The organism is Vitiosangium sp. GDMCC 1.1324 (genome assembly GCF_003044305.1).
GTDB lineage: Bacteria > Myxococcota > Myxococcia > Myxococcales > Myxococcaceae > Archangium.
The window spans coordinates 507,186-529,954 of sequence record NZ_PZOX01000005.1 but is presented as its reverse complement, the minus strand read 5'-3'; the positions used below and the strand labels follow the sequence as shown (position 1 = coordinate 529,954).

Sequence of the window (22,769 nt, the reverse complement as noted above, 5' to 3'; positions counted from 1 at the left end):
TCATCTGAGCCGGAATGGGGATTGGGTTCCTCGATACGGATGTGTTGTTAAGGATTGCAGCAGAGCAGCGCGTGGGGCGTGCCGGTGGAGGTGTTGCGGGAGAGGCCCGCGGTGTAGCTGCCGGGACCGCACTCGCCCTTCCAATTCCCGGGGTCCCAGTCGCCCGAGGCGGGGTTCCAGCCTCCATTCTGGCCGTCGAAGACGCGGGCGACGCAGGAGTTGTGGGCCACCGTGCCGGGGCAGCAGAGCATGGCGGTGATTCCATGGGCGGCGTCCTGGGCTACACCGGCGACGAACTCGTTCGTGCCGCACTCCCCCTTGTAGTACCCGTTATCCCAGTCGCCGGTGGCGAGGGTTCCGCGGCTGTCGCCGGAGGAGAAGTGCCGGGTGTAGCAGCCGTTGTGCGGGAAGCGGGAGTCACCGCTGGCGCGGCACAGCGCGACGCGGGTATTGCGCGAGGTGGGGTTGAGGGACAGGCCGGCCACCATCTCACCGCTGGCGCACTCGGACTTGTAGCTGAAGGCGGCCCAGTCGCCGGTGGAGGTGGTACGGCGCGCATCCCCGAACTCGAAGTTCACCGGGATGTCGACCCGCGTCAGATAGAACCGGGTGAAGTCATCGTTGGGCTGGTAGCGCGTGCTGAGCAACTTGTCACCCCATCCATCCTCGTGGAGGAAGAGGCCGTCTGCCTTGACAGAGATGCGCCAGCTCCCATCTCCGGACGGAGTGAACATGAACACGGTGAAATCATCGTTGGGTTGGACGCGCGTGCTGACCAACCTGTCACCCCATCCATCCTCGTGGAGGAAGCGGCCATCCGCCTTCACCTTGATCCGCCAGCCTTCGCCATTGGGCTCCAGGATGAACTGGGTGTAGTCGTCGTTGGGCTGGTAGCGCGTGCTGAGCAACTTGTCACCCCATCCATCCTCGTGGAGGAAGCGGCCATCCGCCTTCACCTGGATGCGATAGCTGGCACCGGTCCGGAGGTTGGTGTAGTCATTCGCCCAGCTCGCGAACACATCGGAGCGCACCACGGCACAGGAATACACCTCGTTGTTCCCGTACCAGCAGTAGGACGCGACGCTGACGACCCTGCCCTCGCTGTCGATGCAGGGGCCGCCAGAGTCCCCCTTCCACTGCACCTGGCCCGAGCCGTTCCGGTCGAAGTTGTATTCGGTCGCCGTCAGGCTGCTGAGGCTCAGGGCCGCCGTGCGCAGCGTGCCAGCACCCGCGTCGAAGGTGTTGAGGCCGTAGCCAAAGCACTGCACCGCTTCCCCCACCGCGAGCGGCGTGGTGCGCAGCGCCCTGGCGTATGCGTTGCTCGAGTTCCGCATGCTCATCGGGCTCTGCAGGTGCGCCAGGGTGACATCCAGGTTCGGGTGGTTGACCACCTGAATCACCCCGCGGGACTGCGAGCCCATATACGCCGTCGCTCCCGCGACGACGTTGCAATGCTTCGCGGTGAGCACCCACTCGTTGTTGAGCAACGTGGCGCTGCAGAGCGAGCCATTGCTGACCATCATGACGAAGCCGCTGTTCTCCGCCTCGTACGGAGTGCCGTTGATGATCTCCTGGGTCGAGGATTGGAGATTCGCTTCAGGTAGACCGTCCTGAGTGGTGCATGCGCCAAGGAAGACACACAGCGCCGACGACCAGCGCACGAACCTCGAAGACCTCGGGACTCCTGGACGATTGTGTTCTCGCGACATTGATTTCTCCCGTGTAGAGGGTGCCGACGTGGAGGGCGTGACTGCCGGGGGGACTGCTCCCTGCGCCAGCCGGCGCGAAATCCAGTCATTGCACGGGGCGCGCCAGTGGACTCGCGCCGGGCTGACTGGGGGCAGAGCCGAAGCCGGGCTCTCTCAGCTCGGCGGGATTCGAGCTCGCCGCCTCGACGGGCACAGCCAGCAGCTTGCTCGAGCTGTCCAATGAACCGGCGCCAGCCCCAATCCGGTGACCCGCCACAATTTGTCGGCGACAGTCGCCGATTTGTCGGCGACAGCCGCCGATTTGTCGGCGACAGCCGCCGATTTGTCGGCGACAGCCGCCGATACGCCGAACAAGGGGCGGTGCCGTGGGACGCGGACCTCCACGCAACATGGCAGCCGAGCTTCCTCCTCTGCTCTTCGTGCTGCTTCCGCGGCCCGTGAGAAGGCCTTCATCCAATTCTTGCTCGCTCTCGTACCCACGGTAGTGCAGCACCCGCTGCCGAAAGGAGAGCGTCGATCCAATGAAAGCCAACATGACATCCAAGCGGAGGGAGCTCACGCGGGTAGGGCTGAGCGTCCTCGCCCTCTTGGGAGGCAGCGCGTCCCAGGCAGCCAGCAGCAGGGATTATCCCGGGCCCTGCCAGGGAGAAACGACCGTGCCGGGCACGCCGGTGTACCTGGCCTCGGACTACCACCGCACCAACCCCGACACGCGCGTCATCTCCATGCCTGATGTGGGCCGCTTACGGCTCGGCATCTCCTGCGTGGGCACGGGCTTCATCGTCATCCGCATCGGACCGGACTCGGCGCTCTGCCAGAATCGTGGCAAGTGCACTCCCGACCAGCTCGCCAGCATCACGCAAGAGGACGTGGCCTCGGTGCAAGCCTCCTTCCCGGCGCAGGTTCCCTTCACTCATGTCTGCAGGAAGCATGGGTTCGGCTGGTACGACGCGCTGTTCGTGCCTCCCGGCACGTACCTGGCGATCGCCAAGTCCGGCAGCGGGTTCTTTGGCTTCGTCGATGGGCACGGGACCATGGACACCTACGCGTACACAGGGAATGGAGGGGCCTATCAGCCGGTGAACTGCCCGAGGCCCGGACCTGGAGCAGGTGTTACAGGATTCGAAACGCCGGATTCGAGAGAGAACGAGACTGGGCCTGGACGGCTGGACCTACCGTTCCTCGAGTCTTTCTGAGGTGGCGCCGCTTCCGTTGCCGTGTGGCTCCAGTGGCGCTCCCGCTCGTTCGTGCTTTGAGGGCAGCGTGCCCGTGGCCCGGGTCCCGCTGGGCCACGGTGTCACGCGGGCCGGCTGGGCCGCTCGAAGGCCCGCTCGCAGGACACGAGGTGCTGGGAGAGGAAGTCGCGCAGCAGCGTCACGCGCTTGGGCAGGTGCCGGGAGGCGTGCACGAGCGACTGCAGCGTGCCGGTGGAGACGTACTTCGGCAGGACAGGCTGGAGGAGCGTGCTCGACGCGGAGATGCACGAGAGGAGCTGCTCGGGCAGCAGGCCGATACCGTGGCCTCCCATCACCGCCTCGAAGACGAACTGCACGCTGTCCGCGCTCAGCGCGCCCTGGACCTTGACGCTCTCCGAGCCACGCGGGCCGATGAGCTCCCATGTCGCCTGCCCGGAGTTGCCCCGGTACAGCACCGCCTCGTGGCGGGCCAGGTCGGCCACCGTGCGGGGCATCCCGCGTCGCTCGAGGTACGTCGCGGAGGCGTACATCCGGTGCACGCTCACCCCGAGCTTGCGCACGATGAGGTCCGAGTCCTGGAGTTGCCCGGCCACGATGGCGATGTCCACCTGGCCTCCGACGAGCTCCGTGCCGCGCGCCGTGTGGATGACGTCGACATGAATCTTCGGGTGCTGGCGGACGAACGCGCCCAGGGTGTGCGCGAGCTTCCCTGACAGCTCGGGCGGCGCGGCGAGGCGCACCACACCGCTCGGCTCGCGCGCGGCATCCCCCGCCAGCAGCGTCGCCTCGTCGAGCCCGGCGACGGCCTCGCGGGCTCGCTCGTAGTAGGCGCGGCCGGCGTCGGTGAGGGAAATCTTCCGCGTCGTGCGCTCCAGCAGCACGATGCCGAGGTCCTCCTCCAGCTTCGCGACGCTGCGGCTGACGGACGACGTGGGCAGTTGGAGGCGCGTCGCGGCGGCAGTGAAGGAGCCGGCCTCGACGACGCGGAGGAAGGTGGCGACGCGGTTCAGGTCCATTGCTCCCACAGCAATAATACGTTGCCCGCCGGCATACTAGTGCAGCCCGGGGGTGGCCGTTAGCTTGGGGGCGAGAACTTCACAGGAGCATTCCCCATGTCTCTCGTTGCCAGGTGGGGCCCGCGCGTGGCTCGCACGCTGCTCGGCCTCGTGTTCTTCGTGTTCGGCCTCAACTTCTTCCTCCACTTCCTGCCGCAGCCGCCTCCGCCTCCCAAGGAGGCAGGCGTGTTCATCGAAGGGCTCATGGTGACGGGCTACGTCTTCCCGCTCATCAAGGCGATTGAGATTGCCGCGGGCCTCGCGCTGCTGGCGAACCGCTTCGTCCCCCTGGCGCTGACCGTGCTCGCGCCCATCCTCATCAACATCGCGGGCTTCCACTTCGTGCTCGCCCCGGCGCCTGCAATGCCCATCGTCCTCCTCGCGCTGGAGCTGTACCTCGCGTGGAGCTACCGCGCCGCCTTCGCGCCGATGCTGCGCGCTCGCGTGGAGCCCGCCGCCTCGGCCGAGGAGGCCCCGGCCGGCCGAACGGTGACCGCTGGATGATGGGCAGCAGCAGGTCCGCGCGGTCGATGAGCGACACATCGGAGCCGCTCGGGTAGGGTCGTCCAGCTCCAGGGCGGCTACCAGCGCCAGCTGGGAGACCCGAGCCAGCAGTTGCCGCTCCAGCGCGGCGTCGCGGTGCAGCCGACCTGGCCGAGGCCTGCTTCCCACTCCTGCCCTGCGTCAGCCGAAGTACCCTCCCATGCATTCCATGCTCGGGCTTCGGAGGGACGGGCACTGCTGGTTGCTCGGGGCGTGCCCATCTTCTCGGGAGTTGGATTCACCCGAGGAGGAGTATCGACATGGCCACATCCATTCCTGGCACGATGAAAGCCGCGGCGCTCGACCGCTTCGGCGGCCCGGAGGTCCTCAGCATCAAGACGTTGCCTGTTCCCCAATGCGGTGATGACGAGATCCTCATCCGCGTCGAGGCGGCCGGGGTGGGGGTCTGGGATCCCTGGGAGCGGGAAGGCGTGATGGCCAAGATGATCGAAGGGGGGCCGCGGTTCCCCTATGTGCCTGGCTCCGATGGCGCGGGTGAGGTGTTCGCGGTGGGCAAGAACGTTCAGGGCTTCAAGGAGCATGACCGCGTCTATGCTTACGCGTTCGGAAACCCCAAGGGAGGCTTCTACGCGGAGTTCGCCGCGGTGAAGGCGAAGCACACGGCACGGATTCCCAAGGGAATGAAGGTGGAGCAGGCGGCGGCACTCGCGGCGGACGGCATCACCGCGCTTCGCGGGCTCGAGGAGCACCTCAAGCTCGAGAAGGGGCAACGCCTGCTCATCTTCGGCGCCAGCGGCGGAGTGGGCCACATCGCGCTGCAGCTCGCCAGGCGGCTGGGGGCGAAGGTGCTGGCAAGCGCCTCGGGCGAGGACGGGGTGGAACTGGCCCGTCGCCTCGGCGCGGACGCAGTCGTCGAGGGCCACCACGGTGACGTGGAGAAGGTTTGTCGCGACTTCGCACCGGACGGACTCGACGCGGCGCTGGTGCTGGCGTGCGGTGACACCTGCCAGACAGCGTTGAAGCACGTTCGCCAGGGCGGCCGCATCGCTCACCCGAACGGCGTGGATCCGCGCCCGCGCGGCCCCAAGGGGGTCGAGGTCATTGCCTACGATGGCATCCCCAGCCCGGAGATCCTCGAGCGGCTCAACGAACTGATCGAAGCAGGTCCCTTCCATCTGGAGATCGGCCATCTCTATTCGATGGAGGAGGCCGTCAGGGCGCAGCAGGAGGTGCTCAAGCACCACCTGGGCAAGCTCGCGCTGCGGATCCACTGACGCATCCAGGAGACGGGAGGCACGGCCCAAGGGCCCCTTTCGGATGGTCTGCGGCAGGACACCCGGCCCTCCGAGGAGGCCTGAGGTAAGGTGGTCCCCCCACTACCCTGTGCCGTGATCACCGATGACCTCCACCGTGGCCTCCACCCCCGCTGAATCGAGCGCGCTCCGCACCCCTGGATACCGGACCTTTCTCATCACGTTCATGTTGGCGATGATGGCCGACAACATCGAGCACGTGATCAGCTACTGGGTGGCGTTCCAGAAGTTCCACTCGGCGGCGCTGGGTGGGTTCGCGGTGGTGTCCCACTGGCTCCCCTTCTTGATGTTCTCGGTGCCGGTGGGCGCGCTCAATGACCGGTTCGATTCCAGGCGCCTCATTCAGGCCGGCATGGTGCTCTTCATCACCGCTTCCGTGGGGTGGGGATACTTCTTCGTCACGGACTCCTTGCAGATGTGGCACGCGATGGTCCTCCTCACCATCCACGGCTGCGCGGGGGTTCTCTGGGGCACCTCCAGCCAGATGTTGCTCTACGACATCGTGGGCCCGGGTTTCCTGGCCAGCGCGGTGCGCCTGAACGCGACGGCCCGTTACCTCGGCGTCCTGGTGGGCCCCGGTGTGGGCAGCATCATCATGCAGATGCTCGGGCCGACCCGGGGCATCTTCGTCAACACGCTGTTCTATCTGCCCCTCCTCCTCTGGCTGGTGAGCGCACCCTATGGCCGGCACTTTCGCGGGGGGACGACGGGCCCCAAGCGTGCCGTCCGGGGACTCGCCGACATCGTCCAGACCCTCCGTGACGTGCGCGGGATGCCCGTGGTCTCTGCCATGGTGTTGCTGGCGGGGGCAGCCTCTTTCTTCATTGGCAATAGCTACCAGGCGCAGATGCCGGGCTTCGCCCATGATCTGGGCCATGGAGACCCCGGCATGGCCTATACGCTCCTGCTGGGAGCGGATGCGGCCGGTGCGCTGCTCGCGGGCGTCCTGCTCGAGACGCGCGGTACGTGGCTGCCGACGACAGCGGCTTCCGCGTTGAAGATTGCGTTCCTGTGGGGATGCTCGCTCTTCACGTTCTCGTTCATGCGCTGGTATCCGGCGGCGATCTGCGTGCTGTTCCTGGCCGGGTTCCTCGAGCTCTCCTTCAGCAGCATGACCCAGGCGCTCGTGCAGTTGAATGCGCCGGACACCATCCGGGGCCGCGTCCTGGGGCTTTTCAGCATGTCGGCCTCCGGCCTGAGGGCGTTCAGCGGAGTGACGGTGGGGCTCCTGGGAAGCGTGACCAACACCCACATCTCGCTCGCCGTGTCCGCCTCGGTCTTCGTGGCGGTGGTGGGCATGCTGCTGCTTCGCCGACTCCAGCAGGGCCCGTAGACGGCCGCCTTCCGAGAAACGGCGGCTCGGCCCTCGGGCTCGGAGGGCTACCGTAGTGTCCACGAGGGCAGAAGCACCGCCAGCGCCAGCAGGATGACGGCGAGCCAGAGTGGCACCCTTCCAGTGAGCACATGGAAGAGGGCAATCATCAGGGCCAGGAAGCTCAGGATGGATTGAAGGGACATACCTCCTGGAGACGCTCCAGTCCTCGAAGTCGTGAAGAGGCCTGCATACGCCACCGTCGTTGGGCGACGCCGACTCGTGCCGAGATGGTTTCCAGCCGCGTGGATGGTGCGTGGGCGCGGATTTCCTCTGTGCCAGTGTGGCTCCAGTACCTGTTACGCCTGGAGTACGTCCTGTACGACCTGATGACCCACAGCGAACGGGAACTGAAGGCGCTCGCCTGCCCACCCCTGGTGAGGCTGGCCCTGGTGTTGCTGCGCCTGGCGAGCGCCCGGGAGTTGAATGCGCGGCTGACGCAGCAGGTAGACCTGTTCAGGGAAGTCTACACTTCACCCCAAGGGGCGCGGGAGCTGGAGGCGGTCGTCTGTTACCTCCGGGAGTGTGGAACGGAGGTGACTGGTGAAGTCACCCAGCAGGTGTTAGGTTGCTTGATGCGGGAGCAGCGAGTGGAGGCACTGATGTGGACGGTGGGACAGCGACTCAGGGCAGAGGGACGCCGGAAAGGACTGGCCGAGGGGCGGGCTGAAGGACTGGCCGAGGGGATACTTCGGATCCTTGCCTCCCGGGGTGTGCGCGTGAATGACGAGTCCCGTCAGCGCATTCTGGGCTGCACCGACCTGGCCACGCTCGACCTCTGGTTCGAGCAGGCCCTGCGCGCCCGCAGTCTCTCGGAGGTACTGGCTCAGAAAGCGTCCACCGGAGCCGGGTAGACCCCCTCGTTCTTCTCCTCTCCACCTGATGCAGCGGCGAGGGCGGAGCCGAAGCCTGGAGCACCTGGCCACCCGCCGGGAAGGCGAGACACTCCACTCCGAGCCTGTCGTCTTCGAGTTCGAGAACCACGATGACCTCTTCGAGATCATCTCGCGCATGCGGCGGCAGGAAGGCCTCAGCGAGGGAGACCAACGGGAGCTCGCGGTGGGTCTCAAGCTGTTCAGCGAGGTGATGCTGCGCAACCGGGAGCACCCGCTGTTCCAGCAGCTCCAGCCGCACTTCCGTGACTTCATGAAGACGCTCAAGGAGCGGGGCAAGGCCGCTTCCGCTTCACCTCGGGAATGATTCCCACTCAATCCTCCGTGTCGTGCATGGCCGTGAACGACACCGCGCAGGAGCCGCGTGCACCCATCCGGGCCAGCGCCGGCGCCAGCTCCGCCGAGCCATACCAGCCCTTGTCCGCCAGGTCCGAAGTCTGGAGGCCGCGAGCCGTCCGCTCGAGGTCCTCCGCTGCGCCCCAGGTGATGGCCCCCATGCTTTCGTAGAGGCCGTCCGAGAGCAGGGCGGCATGGGCCTCGGACGCGTCGGAGATGAGCGTCCGAGGCAGCGGGCACGGCCCCGCGTCCACGTCGAGGCTCGGAAGAACGCCATACCCCCAATCACGCGCCTCCGGGAGCAGCGCCGTCTGCAGGCAGAGCCCGAAGACCTCGTGCAGATAGCCTGCCTCGGCGCGCTCCCGGGCCGCCTGGACGAGCGCCCCCGGAGCGGGTGGCTCCCGCACGAGCCGATGCAGCTCGTCCCTCTCGAACTGAATGATCTCCCGGGCCGCCCCCAGTTCCTCGAGCTGGCGGAGTCGCCGCAGACCAAACTGGAGCGTCCGGTAGCGGTGCGTCCGCACACCTCCCGCGTCCTCCCGAGCGTCCAGCCACGCCGCGCGCGCGTCGCCGTCCTCGCGCAGTACGGCCTCGAGCTCGGACGCGAGCACATGCCCCCGCACTGCGTCGAGCGCGAGGTCGAAGCCGGGGCGCTCCCGGGCGAGGAAGTCGACCAGGGTCGCCGCCTCGGCCGTGCGCTCGAAGGCGTGAACGGCTCCGACCAGCGCCGCGAGCCGACGCGGGTCCGCCTCGAAGAGGAAGTGATGGGCCTCAGAGGAGGCCTCATACGGCCAGAGCCCGTACACCTGGCCATGAAACGTGAGGAATGCGTCCGCGACACTCATGAAGCCTCCTGCATCACAGCCGCACCAGCATCTCGCGGAGGATGGAGAAGCCCTGATGGTACGCCATCTCCCCGAAGCCGGTGATTTGCAGTGCCTTCGTTTCGGCTGGGGCTACTCGAGTCAGAGGAGCGTCCACCACCTCAGGCACTCGCTCCCTCCTCACGGCGCGGCTGTCGCGGATGGCGCTCGGGCGCCGATCATCCAGCATGCGGCGGTGAAGCGGACTTCCGCTCCGTGCACATAGGGCTCAAAAGCGGCGCGGACCGTTTCGATGACCTGGGTGCGAGTCCGGTCGTCCACCTCGTGAAGAATCCGGCCGAGGGGACCGAGCCGGGTCAGGTAACGGACCAACTCCTTCTCGGGCAGGGTGCAGGCAACATCGATCGGCCGGATGTCGATCTCGGTCCAGCCGCTTTCCTCCAGAATGCGGTGGACCCGGCGCTGATCCGCGAAGGCGAACTGCCCCGGCGCGTCCGGCCGGCGGGCGGGGATGTTCGGCAGGAGCGGTGCCGCGGCGCGCTCGGCCGTCGTCATGAACGGATTCTCCGAAGGACTCCGCCAGGCGAGGAACCGCATTTGGGCGTCGTCCTTTGCTGCACGCCTCAGGTTCGCAAAGGCCCGGACGGGGTCGTCGAAGAACATGACGCCGAAGCGCGAAATGAGCATGTCGAAGCTTGCAGGCTCGAAGGCGTGGTTTTGCGCGTTGGCGCGGATGAAGCTTGCCGGCGTGCTCTGCCGTTCGGCGCGGGCCTGGGCGGCGGTGAGCATTGGCTCCGAAATGTCGATGCCGGTGCAGCGGCCCTTCTCGCCGAGCAGCCGCGCGACGGCGAGCGTCGTGCTGCCCGTACCGCAGCCGACGTCGAGCACCCGGCGCCCGGAGCTGGCGAAAACCGCTTCGACGAGCAGGTCTTCAATCGGCTTGAACATCTGGTCGAGCAACTCCTGCGTCTCGACCCAGGCGCGTCCAGCGGGGCCATTCCAAAGCGCCATCTGCTCGTCATCGGTCTGGCTCGCGACATTCATGAGCGTCTCCTTTTGCGTGCCTTCGAGAATTGAAAGCCGTACTGTGCCAGTTCAAGTCGACTTGAGGTCAAGAGGGTGAGAGACCTGGACATCACTGAGGTGGCGCAGCGATCCGGCGTTCCTGCCTCGACGCTGCGGTTCTATGAGGAAAAGGGGCTGATCGCCTCTACCGGCAGGCGAGGCCTGCGCCGTCTGTTCGATCCTGGCGTGCTGGAACGGCTGGCGATGATCGCGCTGGGGCGCGCAGCCGGCTTCTCGCTCGATGAGATCGCGCTGATGTTCGCGCCGGACGGGCGGCCGCGCATCGACCGACAGATGCTCGCGGCCAAGGCGGAGGAGCTGGACAGGACGATCCGCGAACTCAGCGCCATGCGCGACGGCCTACGGCACGCCGCTGCCTGCCCCGCGCCGAGTCACATGGAATGCCCCACCTTCCGCCGCATCCTGCGTGCCGCCGCGTCTGGAGCGATTGGAGCGCAAAGGAAGAGGGCTCGGCAGTCACCGTGAAACCAGACAACGCCTCGTTCCGCCTCCAAAGGGGAAAGTAACCGTTCACCGCGTCGGGCGGCGGCAAGGCGCATCAGTGATTGCGAGGGCTCTGGCGAAGGGCGGCGCCCCGCGCCGATGCGTGTCCTCAACACGCATCGGCGTTACGGCACTACGCAACCTTCCGGCGCAGAGGCGCCCCTCATGGGAGCCCACGTGCTGCGAACCAGCGCTGAGGCGTTCCAGCGCACCGTCCGTCTACGTCTCAGGGACAGAATCCGCGAGCGCCGCGAGCCCGGTCCGTTCGTCGTGCTGGTACGCCGCTTGCTGGTGCCCCGCTACAAGCTTACCCAGACCAAGACCGAGGCGAGCCGGACCGATACCCGTGAACGGCTCCTGAATCTCTTTCACCGGCACATTCATGACATCCACTTCATTGCGAGTCTTTCTTGTCGCGGCCCTGGCCCTGGTGGCCTGCCAGGATTCAAGTCCGTCCGCGGTCGAGTCCTCCTCTTCGCCTGGCGTGGCCCGGGACTGGGTGCGGCTCGGACACCCTGGTGAGCTTCCTCAGGGTCTCTCCGCTCCCCCCAAGGTGGTGAAGACGGGCGAGGGCGAGGAGTCCACGGCGCTCGGGTTCGCCCGGGCGTACTACCCCGAGTTCTTCGAGGGAGAGGGCACGGCCTTCGTCCCTCCAGAGGCCGCCTTGAAGGTGGAGTGGCCCGCAGCCGAGGGGGAGGCGATGACGCTGTCCACCCGGGGCCACGTCTTCCAGGTGAAGGCGGACACCCGTGGGGCGCGCGCTCCCCGGCGCACCTTCGAGGGCGCCGTCTTCTATGGCTCCGGGCACCTGTGGAGCATGGCGGGGCAGGGAAGTCAGCGCGTGGAGGAGTACGTGGTGCTGCCCGAGGGCACCCGGGAGCACCGCGTCCGCTACGAGGTGACGGTGCCAGAGGGGGTCGTGGCGGTGCGGGACGCGGGGTCCTACCTCGAGTTCCTCGATGCCCGGGAGGTGCCGGTGCTGCGCATGCACTACGGCGTGGTCCGGGATGTCCGGGGCCTCGCGCGCCAGGGCGAGACGCGGCTGCGGGGCGTGGTGGCCACCCACCGCGAGCCCGCGCGCTATGCGCTCGTGGAGCGCACACTGGCGGTGGAACTGGTGCTCGGGCTGGAGGGAATGACGGGTCCCCTCGTGGTGGATCCGGGCTGGTCCTCGACCGGCACCATGGCGGTCAGCCGCCCGGAGTTCACGACGGCGCTGCTGCCTGGGGGCAAGGTCCTCGCCGTTGGCGGACGCGCCGGCTCGGGCGCCTCCGCCGCGGCGGAGCTGTATGACCCCGCCACGGGCACCTGGTCCTCCACCGGTTCGATGAACGTGGTGCGGTTCGCGCACACGATGACCACGCTGTCCAACGGCAAGGTCCTGGTCACCGGCGGCTATACGCCCTCGACGGGCACGCCCACCGCCGAGCTGTATGACCCCGCCACGGGCACCTGGTCCCTCACGAGCCCGATGACGGCCAGCCGCACCTATCACACGGCGACCGTCCTCACCGATGGCCGGGTGCTCGTCGCCGGAGGCATCGTCAGCGTCAGCCTGGACATCGCTGAGCTGTATGACCCGGCCACGGGGACCTGGACCTCCACGGGCTACATGCCCCAGCGGCACAGCGGACACGTGGCCGTCCTGCTGGCCAATGGCAAGGTGCTCGTCGCGGGAGGTGACGTCAACGGCGCGGTGAGCGCCCTGGCCACCGTGTACGATCCGAGCACGTCCACCTGGTCGGCCACCGGCAGACTCGCCACGGCCCGGCGCATGTCCACGGCGACGTTGCTGCCCGATGGCAAGGTCCTGGTTGCGGGCGGGCTCGGCACGGATACCTACCAGGCCCTCACCAGCTGCGAGCTGTACGACCCGGCCACGGGCACCTGGTCCACCACCAAGAACACCATCTACAAGCGAGCCCTCGCCACGGCGACCCTGCTGCCCAACGGCAAGGTGCTGCTCGTGGGCGGCTTCGACGGGTACCTCTATTTCATGGCCACCAACAGCGGCGAGGTCTACGACCCCACCGCGGCCCTCTGGACCGTGACTCCGCTCATGTCCGTGGCGCGCTACTCCCACTCTTCGCTCCTGCTCCCCGATGGGCGGGTGCTCATCATGGGAGGCTCCAAAACCGCCACCAGCGCGGAGATCTACGAGCCCTCCAACGCCACCCGGCTCGTGTCGGGGGCCCTGCTGACGGCCCGCTCCATCCCCAGCGCGACCCTGCTGCCCTCGGGCAAGGTGCTCGTGGTCGGGGGCTTGACCTCCAGCGGGGCCGTTGCCCCCACGGAGCTGTTCGTGCCCGAGACGTCCAGCGCGAGCACCGTGGCCGGGCCGGCGGTGCCGCGCACGGGCGCCACGGTCACGCTGCTGCCCAACGGACGGGTGCTGGTGGCCGGGGGAAGTGCCTCCGGCGTCTCGAGCGCCGTGGTGGAGCAGTACGATCCCGAGGCCAATGCGTGGAGCGCCACGGGCAGTCTGGGCGTGCCGCGCTCGCGGCAGACGGCGACGCTCCTGCGCGATGGCCGGGTCCTGGTCACCGGCGGCGTGGATGACGCGGGAGTCCCGCTCGCCTCGGCGGAGGTGTATGACCCGGGCACGGGCACCTGGAGCCCCACGGGGGCCCTGAGCGTGGCGCGCGAGGGGCACATCGCCCTGTCGCTGCCCAATGGCAAGGTGCTGGTGGCCGCGGGCAATGGGACGGCGGGAGCGCTCGCCTCGGCGGAGGTGTACGACCCGGCCACGGGCACCTGGAGCCCCACGGGGAGCCTCGCGACGGCGCGCGTGGGAGCGGGCGGCGTGCTCCTGGCCGCGGGGCAGGTGCTGGTGGTCGGGGGCCGGACCACCTCGGGGAGCTTCCTCGCCTCGGCGGAGCGGTATGACCCGGCCACGGGCACCTGGAGCGCCGCGGGCAACCTCACGACGGCGCGTGACTCCGCCACGGCCACGCTGCTGCCGTCGGGCCAGGCGCTGGTGGCCGGTGGCCGGAGCGACACCTCGGGGGCCGGACTCACCTCGCTGGAGGTCTACGAGCCCCGGACGAACGGCTGGACGGTGGGCACCGTGTCCCTGGCGGCGGGCCGGCACGCGCATGTGGCCGTGCCGCTGCCCTCGGGCCGCGTGCTGCTGCTGGGCGGTGGGGGAACCACTCCGCTCGCCGCGAACGAGGTCTACGACGCGGTGGGCGCGAGCGATGCCTGGCGCCCGTCCGTCACCCTGCCCACGGACCTCTTCCAGGGCTCGCCCTTCGTCGCGAGTGGCAGCCGCTTCCGGGGGATCTCCGAGGCGGGTGGTGGCAAGGCCAGTTCTCCCGGCACGGACTTCCCCGCCTGGGTGTCGCTCATGCCCGTGGGAGGGGGCGCTGTCACGCGGGTGACGCCCACGGCGTTCTCGAGCACCTCGGTGAGCGCCATCACGCCCGGGCTCGCGCCGGGGCACTATCTGCTGTCCGTCACGGTGAACGGCATTCCGGGCGGGCGCGTGGTGCGGCTCCAGCCCGGCACGGTGACGGCTCCGGACGCCGTGGCCTCCACGGACGAGGATATGCCCGTGGCGGTGACGCTGGTGGCCTCGAGCCGCCTGGGGGCTCCGCTGACCTTCTCCGTGGTCGCTCCGCCCGCGCACGGCACGCTTTCTGGCACTGCGCCGAACCTGACCTACACCCCGGCGAAGGACTACTTCGGCGGGGACTCGTTTCGCTTCCGGGCCTCGGACGGGACGGGCTCGGCCGAGGGCACCGTGACGCTGACCGTGCGGCCCACTCCGGACGCTCCGGTCGTCCAGCCGCTGTCCCTCTCCACGGTGGTGGGCACGCCCGTGGCCGTCAAGCTGTCGGGGCTGGACGCGGACAACGATGCCCTCTCGTTCACGGTGGTGACGGGGCCCTCCGAGGGAACACTCTCGGGCACGGCGCCGGACCTCCTCTACACGCCACCGGCCGGCTTCGCGGGCACGGTCACGTTCACCTTCCAGGCGAGCGACGGGAGCCTGGTGTCCAACGTGGCCACCGTGACGGTGACGGTCGCCCTCCCGTCCACCGCGGTCGGTGCCACCTATGACAGCGTCCTCGGGGCGCCCCAGTGCGTGAGCGCCGGCTCGTCCTGCGACTCGGGTTCCCTGCTCAATGGCCGTGGGCAGCTGGGCCCGGAGCCCAACCAGCCCAACACGATCGGTCCCTGCCTGGACGGCATGGCCGGCGCCTACCACGTCGATCAGTCGTTGGATCGGCTGAAGGTGTCGGCCGTGAATGGCGGAAACTTCACGGCGGGCAAGACCGTGCAGATCGAGGCCACGGTGTGGGCCAGTGATTTGTACAACGATCGGTTGAACCTCTATTACAGCGCCAACGCCAGCAGCCAGAACTGGGTGCTCATCGGCACGTACCTGCCTCCGGCGCTCGGCGCGCAGGTGATCCGCGTCAACTACACGCTGCCCGCGCAGGCGGGGGTCCAGGCCATCCGCGGCATCTACTACTCGGGTGGCTCATTCAACGGCGCGTGCGTCTACAACAGCGGCATCATGGACCACGACGACCTGGCCTTCCCGGTCGCCGCCGCGGATGCCGTCGTGCCCACGGTGGCCCTGACGTCGCCCTCGGTGGGCGCGCGCGTGGGGCGCTCCGTCAGCCTCACCGCCTCGGCCAGCGACAACGTGGGCGTGGCACGGGTCGAGTTCTATGACGGCACCGTGCTCGTGAGCACCCGCACGGCGCCGCCCTATACGTCCACCTGGAACACGGCCAACGCTGCGAATGGCACGCACACGCTGAGTGCGAAGGCCTACGACGCGGCGGGCAACGTAGGCACCTCCGCCTCCGTGTCCGTCACCGTGGACAACCAGGCGCCCACCGTCTCCCTCACCGCACCCGGGGGCGGCACGACGGTGGGGGGCCCCGTGCTCCTCTCCGCCACCGCGTCGGATGAGTCAGGGGTGGCTCGCGTGGAGTTCCTCGTGGATGGCATGCCGCTGGGCAGCGCGGTCTCAGCGCCCTATGTCTGGACCTGGGAGCCGGTGGGGGTGACGCCCGGCACGCACGTGCTGAGCGCCCGGGCCTACGACGCGGCGGGCAACGTGGGCACCTCCGCCTCCGTGACCGTCACCGTGGACAACCAGGCACCCACTGTCTCCCTCACCGTACCCGAGGGCGGCACGACGGTGGGGGAGCCCGTGCTCCTCACCGCCACCGCGTCGGATGAGTCCGGGGTGACACGCGTGGAGTTCTTCGTGGATGACATGCTGCTGGGCAGCGCGGTCTCGGCGCCCTATGCCTGGACCTGGGAGCCGGTGGGGCCCGGCACGCACGTGCTGAGCGCCCGGGCCTACGACGCGGCGGGCAACGTGGGTCTCTCCGCCCCCGTCTCCGTGCTCGTCGAGGACCCGGCTCCCCCCATGGTGAGCGTCGACGCGCCGCCGTCCGGAGCGGTCCGCGGCGTGGTGCTGCTCTCCGCGGCCGCCTCCGACAACGTGGGCGTGATGGAGGTGGTGCTCTACGACGGCGACACGCAGGTGGGCGTGCTCACGGCGCCTCCCTACCTCTTCAGCTGGGACACGGCCGGCGTGGCCGATGGGCCCCATGCGCTGCGCGTGCTGGCCCATGACGCCGGAGGCAACCGGGGCCTGGCCGAGCTCTCGCTGTGGGTGGACAACCAGCTGCCCACTGTCTCCGTGACGCGCCCCGGGGAGGGCTCAACGGTCACCGGCACCGTCACGCTCATCGCCGATGCCCTGGACAACTTCAAGGTGGCGCGCGTGGACTACTACGTGGACGGCATGCTGGTGGGCAGCAGCGACACGGAGCCCTATGCGTTCACCTGGAACTCCGCGCGCGTGGCCAATGGCACCCACGTGCTGAGCGCCCGGGCCCTCGACGCGGCGGACAACGTGGGGGACTCGGCGCCCGTGGACTTCCTCGTCAACAACCGGGGACGTCTGCCGGGACCGCGCGTGTCCGCGCCCAGCCCCTCCTCGCCCCATGCCGAGGCTGCCCGGGAGTAGGGCGGCCCAGGCTGGACCGCGCTCAGCGGCGCTTTTCGTAGGGGATGCCCTCCTCGGTCGCCAGGATGGTGGACTGGCCGGGGAGGGCGCTCATGGAATTCCCATGGGCAGCTTATGGACAGGGCCCGCAGTCCTTGCAGTTGTCGGGGGTGTCGCTCGTGCCGCACTTCTCGGTGTATTGGCAGACGCCGTCACCGCACTTGAAGACATCCTGCTTGCGCATCCGCGTGGTGATGGCCCGGTAGGTGACGCCGTTGTAGGTGCAGGTCGAGTAGAATTTCTTCTCGGGATCCTGCTCGCAGAGCTTGTTGCACTTGAGGCGGCGGATGCGGTGCATGGGAGCGCAGCGATCGTCATCTTCCTGCTCGCCGTTCTTGATGTCCGAGTTGTCCGTCAGCGCGCAGAAGCGTGCGGCGCTGTTGTTGCGGGCCAGCGGGCTTCCGTCACTGCCGGAGAAGACACCCTCGCCATTGAAGAGATTGCCGAAGAAGCAGGCCTCCTTGTCCGGGTAGTCCTTGAGCTCCTGCTCGGTGAAGGGGATGGCCTCTCCATTCGCGTTGCGCCCCAGCACGGAGATGGGGACGCGCGCTCCATACTTGTTCGTATGGGCGGCCAGGCAGGCGGAGATGAGCTGCTGCTCGTCCACGGTCGCTGGTATTCCCTCGGACCAGCCTGGCGCCAGCCCCAATCCGCCGCTCCAGGTATAGGTGGTGTCCGAGGAGGCATCGACATAGGTGCGTGTCTGCCCCGCGGATACCGCACAATAGACGAAGTACTTCATCACCTCCTCGTTGAGCTGCGGGTTTGTCTGGAACCATGTGGAGAACTGCAGGGTGCCCAGGCCATTGGTGCCCAGGCCATTGGTGCCCAGGCCGTTGGTGCTCAGGCCGTTGGTGCCCAGGCCGTTGGTGCTCAGGCCGTTGAACTCCTCCATCGCCTGCATCTTGGCGGCGAGGATCTCCTCCTTCGCTGGCCGCGTCTCCACCGGCCCGCAGCCATTCAGAGACGAGAGCAGTAATGCCGCCCCCAAGAGATGTCCTTTGAACCCAATGCCTTGCATGTTGCCCCCCATGTAAGAAGAGGTAGTCCGGGCGCGAACGAGCGTGGACCCGGGGAGCCACGACAGCGTGGGAACCTGGGAGACGGCTCCAGGAAGAGATTGCCTCCAAAAGGAGGTCCCGGCATGTCTGTAGACCCGGAAAATCGGTGATTCATCCTGCCGCCGACACCTCGAGGGTGAGGTGCATGACATTGCGCGGTGGGCGATGTGGCCGGGAGTACAATGGTTTGTCTTGGAATGACTGGTATCAGGGGGCGAGGACACGTGCCACGCTGCATGACATGCGGGCTGCGTTGGGCGGGGACCCATCTCCGCTGTTCCACGGGGGCCACTCTCAGTGAGACACCTCCCGTTACGCCTCTGCCGCCTCCGTTCATTCCCGGATATGACGTGGAGCGCATGGTGGCGCGAGGTGGCTTCGGCTCCCTGCTGTCCGCCCGGCGCCTGCGAGACGGTCAGCGTGTCGCCATCAAGCTGGCCCATCACCGTGGAGCCCCCGCCGAGCAGGCGCTGTGCCAGGAGGCCGAGGCACTGCGCACCATCGGTCCGCCCACCGTGCCGGAGGTGTATGAGACGGGCCGGGTGGCCCTGGGCTCGCCCTATCTTGTCATGCAGTTCATCCACCACCCGTTGCTGGCCGAGCTCCTGGCTCGGCGGGAGGGGGCATCACTGTCCGAGGGGAGCCGCCGCGCGCTGGCGTTGGTGGAGGCGCTCGAGACCGTTCACCACCGGGGCCTCATCCACTGCGACCTCAAGCCGGAGAACATCTTCGTCGACGAGGCCGCCGGAGCCGTGGGCTTCTTCGACTTCGGGCTGGCGCGGCCGCTGGTCATCGTGGAGGACGAGACTCCCTCCACCCGTGTAGGGGCCTATGCCGGCACCGCTGAGTACATGGCGCCCGAGCAATGTCTGGGGGCGGCGCTGGACGCGCGTACGGACATCTACGCCGTGGGAGTGCTCCTCTACGAGATGCTCACCGGCCGGACACCTTTCTTCGGCCCCACCGCGGATGTCCACCGCGCCCACCTCACGCGCCGCCCGCCTCGTCCTTCCGAGCTGGGCGCGGTGCCTCCCGCCCTGGAGGAAGTGGTGTTGCGATGTCTGGCCAAGGAGCGCTCCCGCCGCTACGCCTCGGCCCGGGAGCTGTCCCTCGCCCTGCGGCGGGCGCTGGAGCAGCCCTCCGGAGCGCCCGCTCGCCAGCGCACCGCTCCTCCGGGCCCATCCGCCGTTTCTTCCTGCTCCGCGGCCGTGCTCTTCCTGCGCTCCGGAGCCAATCCCGTCACGGTCCAGAAGGCGCTGGCCCTCTGTGGCGGACAGCTCGCCTTCCAGAAGGGCACCTGCTTCGCCGCCGTCTTCGATTCGGGGGCCGAGGCCCATCCCCTTCAGGGGGCCCGCCAATGCGCCGAGCGCATGCTGAGCACGGGGCTGGCCGTCACCCTCCTGGTGGACGTGGCCCGGGTGAAGGTGCTGCGTGGCGCCAATGGCTCTCCTCGCTACCTCAGCCCCATCTTCTCCCTCCTGGAGCACTACCCCACCGAGCACGACCCGCGCATCCTGCTGCTGACGGAGGCGGCGGTGATGACGCTGCCGCATCTGGCCTTCGTCCCGGTGCCGGGGCGCCCGGGCCTGTTTCGCGAGGCCTCCCCAGAGGCCGGTGAAGACACCCCCATCATGCTGTGGCTGGAGCACGGGATGCTGTTGGGCCGGCAGCGGGAGCTGGAGGCGCTGGTGCGGAGCGCCTGCTCGGCGGTGTGGCAGCAGGCTCCCACCCTGGCCACGGTGAGAGGGGACCGGGGGCTGGGCAAGAGCCACCTGGCCGCCGCGCTCCTCCACCACCTGAGGCAGCGGCTTCCCGGAGCCCGCGTCCTCTCCCTGCGTGCGCGTGCGCCGGTGCAGGGAGACTCCGAGGGGACCCTTCGCCTGCTGTTGCGCCAGGTGCTGGGAGGGGGAGGCACGATGCCGGAGGAGGCCGCCTACCGCGCCCGGTGCGAGGAGCTGTTGGGGGTCGGGCTGGTACATGAGCTGTGGCCCGTGGTGGCCAGCTGCCTGGGTTGGCTCACCTCCACCCCCGGGCTGTCGAGCCAGGCCGCCGCACCCGGTGCCCTGCGCGCGCTCGTGGTACGCACCGTGGGCGAGCTGCTGGCCGCCAGTGCCCGGGCCCACCCCCTGCTGCTGTTGCTGGACGATGCCCACTTCGTCGAGGAGGTGACCCTGGAGGCGCTCGAGTACGCGGCGCGTGCCGAGTCCCGGATTCCCCTGTGGGTGTGCGTGCTCTCCCGTCCCGGCTTCAAACGAGCCCACCCCCAGTGGGGCTCGCGCGCCGCCCACCACCACTCCTTGAAGCTCGGCCCCCTGGCCCTTCCCGACGCCATGGAGCTGTGCCGCGCCGAGCTGCGCCCCGCCGAGAGCGTGCCCGCGGAGGCCCTGGCCCGGCTGGCCGAGCGCGCTCAGCGCGTGCCCCTCTTCCTCGTCGAGCTGGCGCGTGGCCTCAAGCGTCAGGGCATGGTGCGCCAGCGCTCCAGTGGGGGCTGGTACCTGGCCACCGACGAGCTGGAGCGGGTGCCGGAAATCCATCTCGTGGAGTGGCTGGCCCAGCATGAGCTGGCGGCCCTGCCCGCAGAGCTCACCGCGCATACCCTGCTGTGCGCGCTGTTGGGCAGCGACTTCGACCTCGAGGAGGTGGAGGGGGTGGTGGAAGAACTGGCGAGGGAGGACGGCGCCTCCGACTTCCCCTTGGAGCCCCGTCATGCCACCCACCGGCTGGTGGAGCTGGGGCTGCTGGTGGCCCACCCCCGGGAGGGTCTGCGCTTCCGCAATGAGCTCTTGCGGGAGGCGGTGACCCGTTCGCTGTCCGAGGCCTGGCGTTGGCGCATCCACCGCGCGGCCCACCAATACCACCTGCGCGAGGCCTGCACCCGCGGGCGCCCGCGCCAGCCCCGGCTGGCCTTCCACGCCGCCGCCTGCGGCCTGCGGGGGGAGTCCTCCGCCCTCTACATGGAGCTGGCCGAGTCGGCCCGGGCCCGTCACGCATACCTGGAGGCGGAGGCCACCTACACCCGCGTCCTGGAGTTGCTACCGGACATGGCCGACCTGTGGTGCCTCGCCGCCCTGCGCGGCCGGGGCCTCATGCGCTACAGGGTGGGCCGCTATGAGGACTCGCTGGCCGACCTGGAGCGCGCCCGGGAGCTGGCCCGCCATCTCGGCAATACACGCGAGGAGTTGGAGGTACTGCTGGACGAGGCCACCGCCCTGGATTGGACCAATGACTACGCACGCTCCGCGGAGCGCGTCGAGCAGGCGCGGTCCCTGGCCGTCGCCGCCCGGTTGGACACACCGCTGTCGCAGGTGCGGGTGCTGCTCGGTATGGGACGCGTCAGGTTTCGCCAGGGTCGGTGGGAGCAGGCCCGCGTCCTGCTGGAGGCCGCCTCGGCTCAGGGCGGCCTCCTGGGGGATGCCGGCTACGAGTCGCGCATCATCTCCCTGCTGCTGCTGGGCTTCATCCTCCCCAACCTGGGCCGCATCGGCGACGCGCAGCGCGTGCTGGAGGAGTGCATCGCCGCCTGCTCCGCGCGCGGAGACACGCTGCACCTGGGTAGCGCCATCAACAATCGCCGCAACCTCTGGGTGGCTCGCGGAGAGCTCGCGCGGGCACTGGAGGACCAGGAGCACTTCAAGCGGCTGGGGCGGGAGCTGGGGATGGTGGGCTGGGAGTACTTCGCCGAGCACAACATGGGCGAGCTGCACTACCAGATGGGAGACCTCGAGGCGGCCGAGCCCCACATCGCGCGTGCGGTGGAGGTGGAGCGCAACCACCCGGAGGTGGCACCCCGTCCATGGGGCCTGCTGCTGCGGGCTCGGGCCCTGGCCTACGCGGGGCAGGAGGAGCAGGCCCGCCAGGCATTACAAGCCATCCGCCAGGCACTGGCGGAGCGGCCGGGAACGGAGCTCAACCCCTCCGAGTCCGTCCTCTTCTCACTGGTGGAGATGGCCACGCGCCCGACCTCACCCGAGGAGTGGCAGGCACTGCGGGTGCGCTCGGACGCGTGCTCCGTGGAGCAGGAGCCGCTAGAGGTCCTGGAGCTCCAGGCCCTCGCCCGGCTGAGGCGGGGCGAGCGCCAGGTAGCAGTGGTGCTGTTGGAGGAGGCACTCCGGCGCGCGGAGCACATCCCCACCATCATGCGCCCACGGCTGCTCAACAGCCTGCGGAGGGCGTAGACGGGCTCAGCTCTCCTTCTTGATCTGCTGGGCGAGGTAGTTCGTCTCACCCACCTGCTTCATCAGCTCCAGCTGGGCCTCGAGCCAGTCGATGTGCTCCTCGGTGTCCTCGAGGATCGCCTCCAGCAGCTCGCGGCTGCCATTGTCGCCCAGTGAACGGCACAGCTCGATGCCGTCGTTGAGGCGCCTCTGCGAGCCGAGCTCCAGGTCCAGATCCAGGCGGAGCATCTCCGGGATCGTCTCCCCCACGTTCACCTTCCCCAGGCGCTGCAGGTTGGGCAGGCCATCGAGGAAGAGGATGCGCTTGACGATCCGATCGGCGTGCTTCATCTCGCCGATCGACTCCTCGTAGATCTTCTTTCCGAGCCGGTCGTACCCCCAGTTGTCCGCGATACGCGCGTGCAGGAAGTACTCGTTGATCGCCGTGAGCTCGGTCGTCAGGACGTCGTTGAGCAGGTCGATGACCTGTGGGTGGCCTTTCATAGCGCCGCGGACACTAGCGGCAGGGCGACGACCGCACAATCTTCACGGTGGGCGGCCCTGGGGCACGGCCCCTGGCGGGCCTCCACCAGCATCTGCGCCAGCTGGCCCTTGCACCCGCCACATCCGGTCCCCGCTCCGCACGCATCTCCCAGGGCGTCCACGGTCCGGGCTCCCTCGGAGATCCGGGCGCGAATGGTCCGATCCGACACGACATGGCAGAGGCAGACGATCATACGGGTTCG

General features: G+C 68.6%; 18 protein-coding genes. 9 read left to right on the top strand and 9 right to left on the bottom strand.

The features are described from left to right. Nucleotides 1-47: 47 nt before the first annotated feature. A complete protein-coding gene (locus tag DAT35_RS18100; protein WP_158501763.1) occupies nt 48-1,661 on the bottom strand; it encodes a trypsin-like serine protease in 1,614 nt (537 codons plus the stop codon). A gap of 581 nt (nt 1,662-2,242) precedes the next feature. Between DAT35_RS18100 and DAT35_RS18095 the strand changes: the two genes are divergently transcribed. Then, nucleotides 2,243-2,905, top strand: a complete 663-nt coding sequence (locus tag DAT35_RS18095) for a hypothetical protein (RefSeq protein WP_233261536.1) — start codon at nt 2,243-2,245, stop codon at nt 2,903-2,905. Nucleotides 2,906-3,006: 101 nt separating this feature from the next. Here DAT35_RS18095 and DAT35_RS18090 read toward each other — a convergent pair whose 3' ends face one another. Next, entirely contained in the window at nt 3,007-3,921 is a 915-nt protein-coding gene (locus DAT35_RS18090) for a LysR family transcriptional regulator (RefSeq protein WP_108068269.1), read from the bottom strand. A 96-nt stretch (nt 3,922-4,017) separates the two neighbouring features. On the opposite strand from DAT35_RS18090, the gene DAT35_RS18085 reads away from it, so the two are divergent. The 3 genes from DAT35_RS18085 to DAT35_RS18075 all read left to right on the top strand — a co-directional run bounded on the left by DAT35_RS18085 (nt 4,018) and on the right by DAT35_RS18075 (nt 7,110). Then, nucleotides 4,018-4,464: a DoxX family protein gene (locus DAT35_RS18085; protein ID WP_108068268.1), complete on the top strand. Its 447-nt coding sequence runs from the start codon at nt 4,018-4,020 to the stop codon at nt 4,462-4,464. A 299-nt stretch (nt 4,465-4,763) separates the two neighbouring features. Beyond that, complete coding sequence (locus DAT35_RS18080) at nt 4,764-5,738, top strand: NADP-dependent oxidoreductase (protein WP_199242930.1); 975 nt, start codon at nt 4,764-4,766, stop codon at nt 5,736-5,738. Between the two features lie 124 nt (nt 5,739-5,862). Beyond that, nucleotides 5,863-7,110 (top strand): MFS transporter, encoded by a 1,248-nt coding sequence (locus tag DAT35_RS18075; protein ID WP_108068267.1) that lies wholly within the window; start codon nt 5,863-5,865, stop codon nt 7,108-7,110. Between the two features lie 47 nt (nt 7,111-7,157). Here the strand turns inward: DAT35_RS18075 and DAT35_RS59000 are convergent, their stop codons facing one another. Beyond that, nucleotides 7,158-7,295 (bottom strand): hypothetical protein, encoded by a 138-nt coding sequence (locus DAT35_RS59000; protein ID WP_158501762.1) that lies wholly within the window; start codon nt 7,293-7,295, stop codon nt 7,158-7,160. A 129-nt stretch (nt 7,296-7,424) separates the two neighbouring features. On the opposite strand from DAT35_RS59000, the gene DAT35_RS60745 reads away from it, so the two are divergent. Together DAT35_RS60745 and DAT35_RS18065 are read left to right on the top strand one after the other, a co-directional pair. Further along, nucleotides 7,425-8,003 carry a hypothetical protein gene (locus DAT35_RS60745; protein WP_233261535.1) on the top strand — a complete coding sequence of 193 codons (579 nt, stop codon included), beginning with the start codon at nt 7,425-7,427 and terminating at the stop codon, nt 8,001-8,003. Between the two features lie 28 nt (nt 8,004-8,031). Beyond that, nucleotides 8,032-8,349, top strand: coding sequence for a DUF3861 domain-containing protein (locus DAT35_RS18065; protein WP_108068266.1), 318 nt, complete (start codon nt 8,032-8,034; stop codon nt 8,347-8,349). 7 nt (nt 8,350-8,356) lie between these two features. Here the strand turns inward: DAT35_RS18065 and DAT35_RS18060 are convergent, their stop codons facing one another. From DAT35_RS18060 to DAT35_RS18055, 3 genes are read right to left on the bottom strand one after another with little or no spacing between them, the layout of a single operon-like run. Then, a complete protein-coding gene (locus tag DAT35_RS18060; RefSeq protein WP_108068265.1) occupies nt 8,357-9,223 on the bottom strand; it encodes a hypothetical protein in 867 nt (288 codons plus the stop codon). Nucleotides 9,224-9,236: 13 nt separating this feature from the next. Next, nucleotides 9,237-9,371 (bottom strand): hypothetical protein, encoded by a 135-nt coding sequence (locus tag DAT35_RS61815; protein ID WP_255415184.1) that lies wholly within the window; start codon nt 9,369-9,371, stop codon nt 9,237-9,239. An 11-nt stretch (nt 9,372-9,382) separates the two neighbouring features. Continuing rightward, the gene (locus tag DAT35_RS18055; RefSeq protein WP_108068264.1) at nt 9,383-10,246 is read right to left on the bottom strand and encodes a class I SAM-dependent methyltransferase; all 864 of its coding nucleotides are present in this window, start codon (nt 10,244-10,246) and stop codon (nt 9,383-9,385) included. A 75-nt stretch (nt 10,247-10,321) separates the two neighbouring features. Here DAT35_RS18055 and DAT35_RS18050 point away from each other — a divergent pair, with 75 nt between their 5' ends. Then, nucleotides 10,322-10,753, top strand: a complete 432-nt coding sequence (locus DAT35_RS18050; protein WP_108068263.1) for a helix-turn-helix domain-containing protein — start codon at nt 10,322-10,324, stop codon at nt 10,751-10,753. Nucleotides 10,754-11,168: 415 nt separating this feature from the next. Next, nucleotides 11,169-16,769: an Ig-like domain-containing protein gene (locus DAT35_RS18045; RefSeq protein WP_158501761.1), complete on the top strand. Its 5,601-nt coding sequence runs from the start codon at nt 11,169-11,171 to the stop codon at nt 16,767-16,769. Nucleotides 16,770-16,881: 112 nt separating this feature from the next. On the opposite strand, the gene DAT35_RS18040 is transcribed toward DAT35_RS18045, so the two are convergent. Then, nucleotides 16,882-17,754: a hypothetical protein gene (locus DAT35_RS18040; RefSeq protein ID WP_233261534.1), complete on the bottom strand. Its 873-nt coding sequence runs from the start codon at nt 17,752-17,754 to the stop codon at nt 16,882-16,884. A 465-nt stretch (nt 17,755-18,219) separates the two neighbouring features. Between DAT35_RS18040 and DAT35_RS18035 the strand changes: the two genes are divergently transcribed. Beyond that, nucleotides 18,220-22,044, top strand: coding sequence for a serine/threonine-protein kinase PknK (locus DAT35_RS18035; protein WP_369945823.1), 3,825 nt, complete (start codon nt 18,220-18,222; stop codon nt 22,042-22,044). Nucleotides 22,045-22,050: 6 nt separating this feature from the next. Here the strand turns inward: DAT35_RS18035 and bfr are convergent, their stop codons facing one another. After that, nucleotides 22,051-22,527 carry a bacterioferritin gene (gene bfr, locus DAT35_RS18030; protein WP_108068260.1) on the bottom strand — a complete coding sequence of 159 codons (477 nt, stop codon included), beginning with the start codon at nt 22,525-22,527 and terminating at the stop codon, nt 22,051-22,053. Next, nucleotides 22,524-22,760 (bottom strand): bacterioferritin-associated ferredoxin, encoded by a 237-nt coding sequence (locus tag DAT35_RS62390; protein ID WP_108068259.1) that lies wholly within the window; start codon nt 22,758-22,760, stop codon nt 22,524-22,526. The genes bfr and DAT35_RS62390 overlap by 4 nt, the downstream gene beginning before the upstream one ends. Between the last annotated feature and the right edge of the window lie 9 nt (nt 22,761-22,769).

What these genes read in the sequence shown, in the direction of transcription:
- DAT35_RS18095 (WP_233261536.1), top strand. Translation starts at nt 2,243, where the DNA reads ATGACATCCAAGCGGAGGGAGCTCACGCGGGTAGGGCTGAGCGTCCTC.
- DAT35_RS18090 (WP_108068269.1), bottom strand. Translation starts at nt 3,921, where the DNA reads ATGGACCTGAACCGCGTCGCCACCTTCCTCCGCGTCGTCGAGGCCGGC.
- DAT35_RS18085 (WP_108068268.1), top strand. Translation starts at nt 4,018, where the DNA reads ATGTCTCTCGTTGCCAGGTGGGGCCCGCGCGTGGCTCGCACGCTGCTC.
- DAT35_RS18080 (WP_199242930.1), top strand. Translation starts at nt 4,764, where the DNA reads ATGGCCACATCCATTCCTGGCACGATGAAAGCCGCGGCGCTCGACCGC.
- DAT35_RS18075 (WP_108068267.1), top strand. Translation starts at nt 5,863, where the DNA reads ATGACCTCCACCGTGGCCTCCACCCCCGCTGAATCGAGCGCGCTCCGC.
- DAT35_RS59000 (WP_158501762.1), bottom strand. Translation starts at nt 7,295, where the DNA reads ATGTCCCTTCAATCCATCCTGAGCTTCCTGGCCCTGATGATTGCCCTC.
- DAT35_RS18065 (WP_108068266.1), top strand. Translation starts at nt 8,032, where the DNA reads ATGCAGCGGCGAGGGCGGAGCCGAAGCCTGGAGCACCTGGCCACCCGC.
- DAT35_RS18060 (WP_108068265.1), bottom strand. Translation starts at nt 9,223, where the DNA reads ATGAGTGTCGCGGACGCATTCCTCACGTTTCATGGCCAGGTGTACGGG.
- DAT35_RS18055 (WP_108068264.1), bottom strand. Translation starts at nt 10,246, where the DNA reads ATGAATGTCGCGAGCCAGACCGATGACGAGCAGATGGCGCTTTGGAAT.
- bfr (WP_108068260.1), bottom strand. Translation starts at nt 22,527, where the DNA reads ATGAAAGGCCACCCACAGGTCATCGACCTGCTCAACGACGTCCTGACG.
- DAT35_RS62390 (WP_108068259.1), bottom strand. Translation starts at nt 22,760, where the DNA reads ATGATCGTCTGCCTCTGCCATGTCGTGTCGGATCGGACCATTCGCGCC.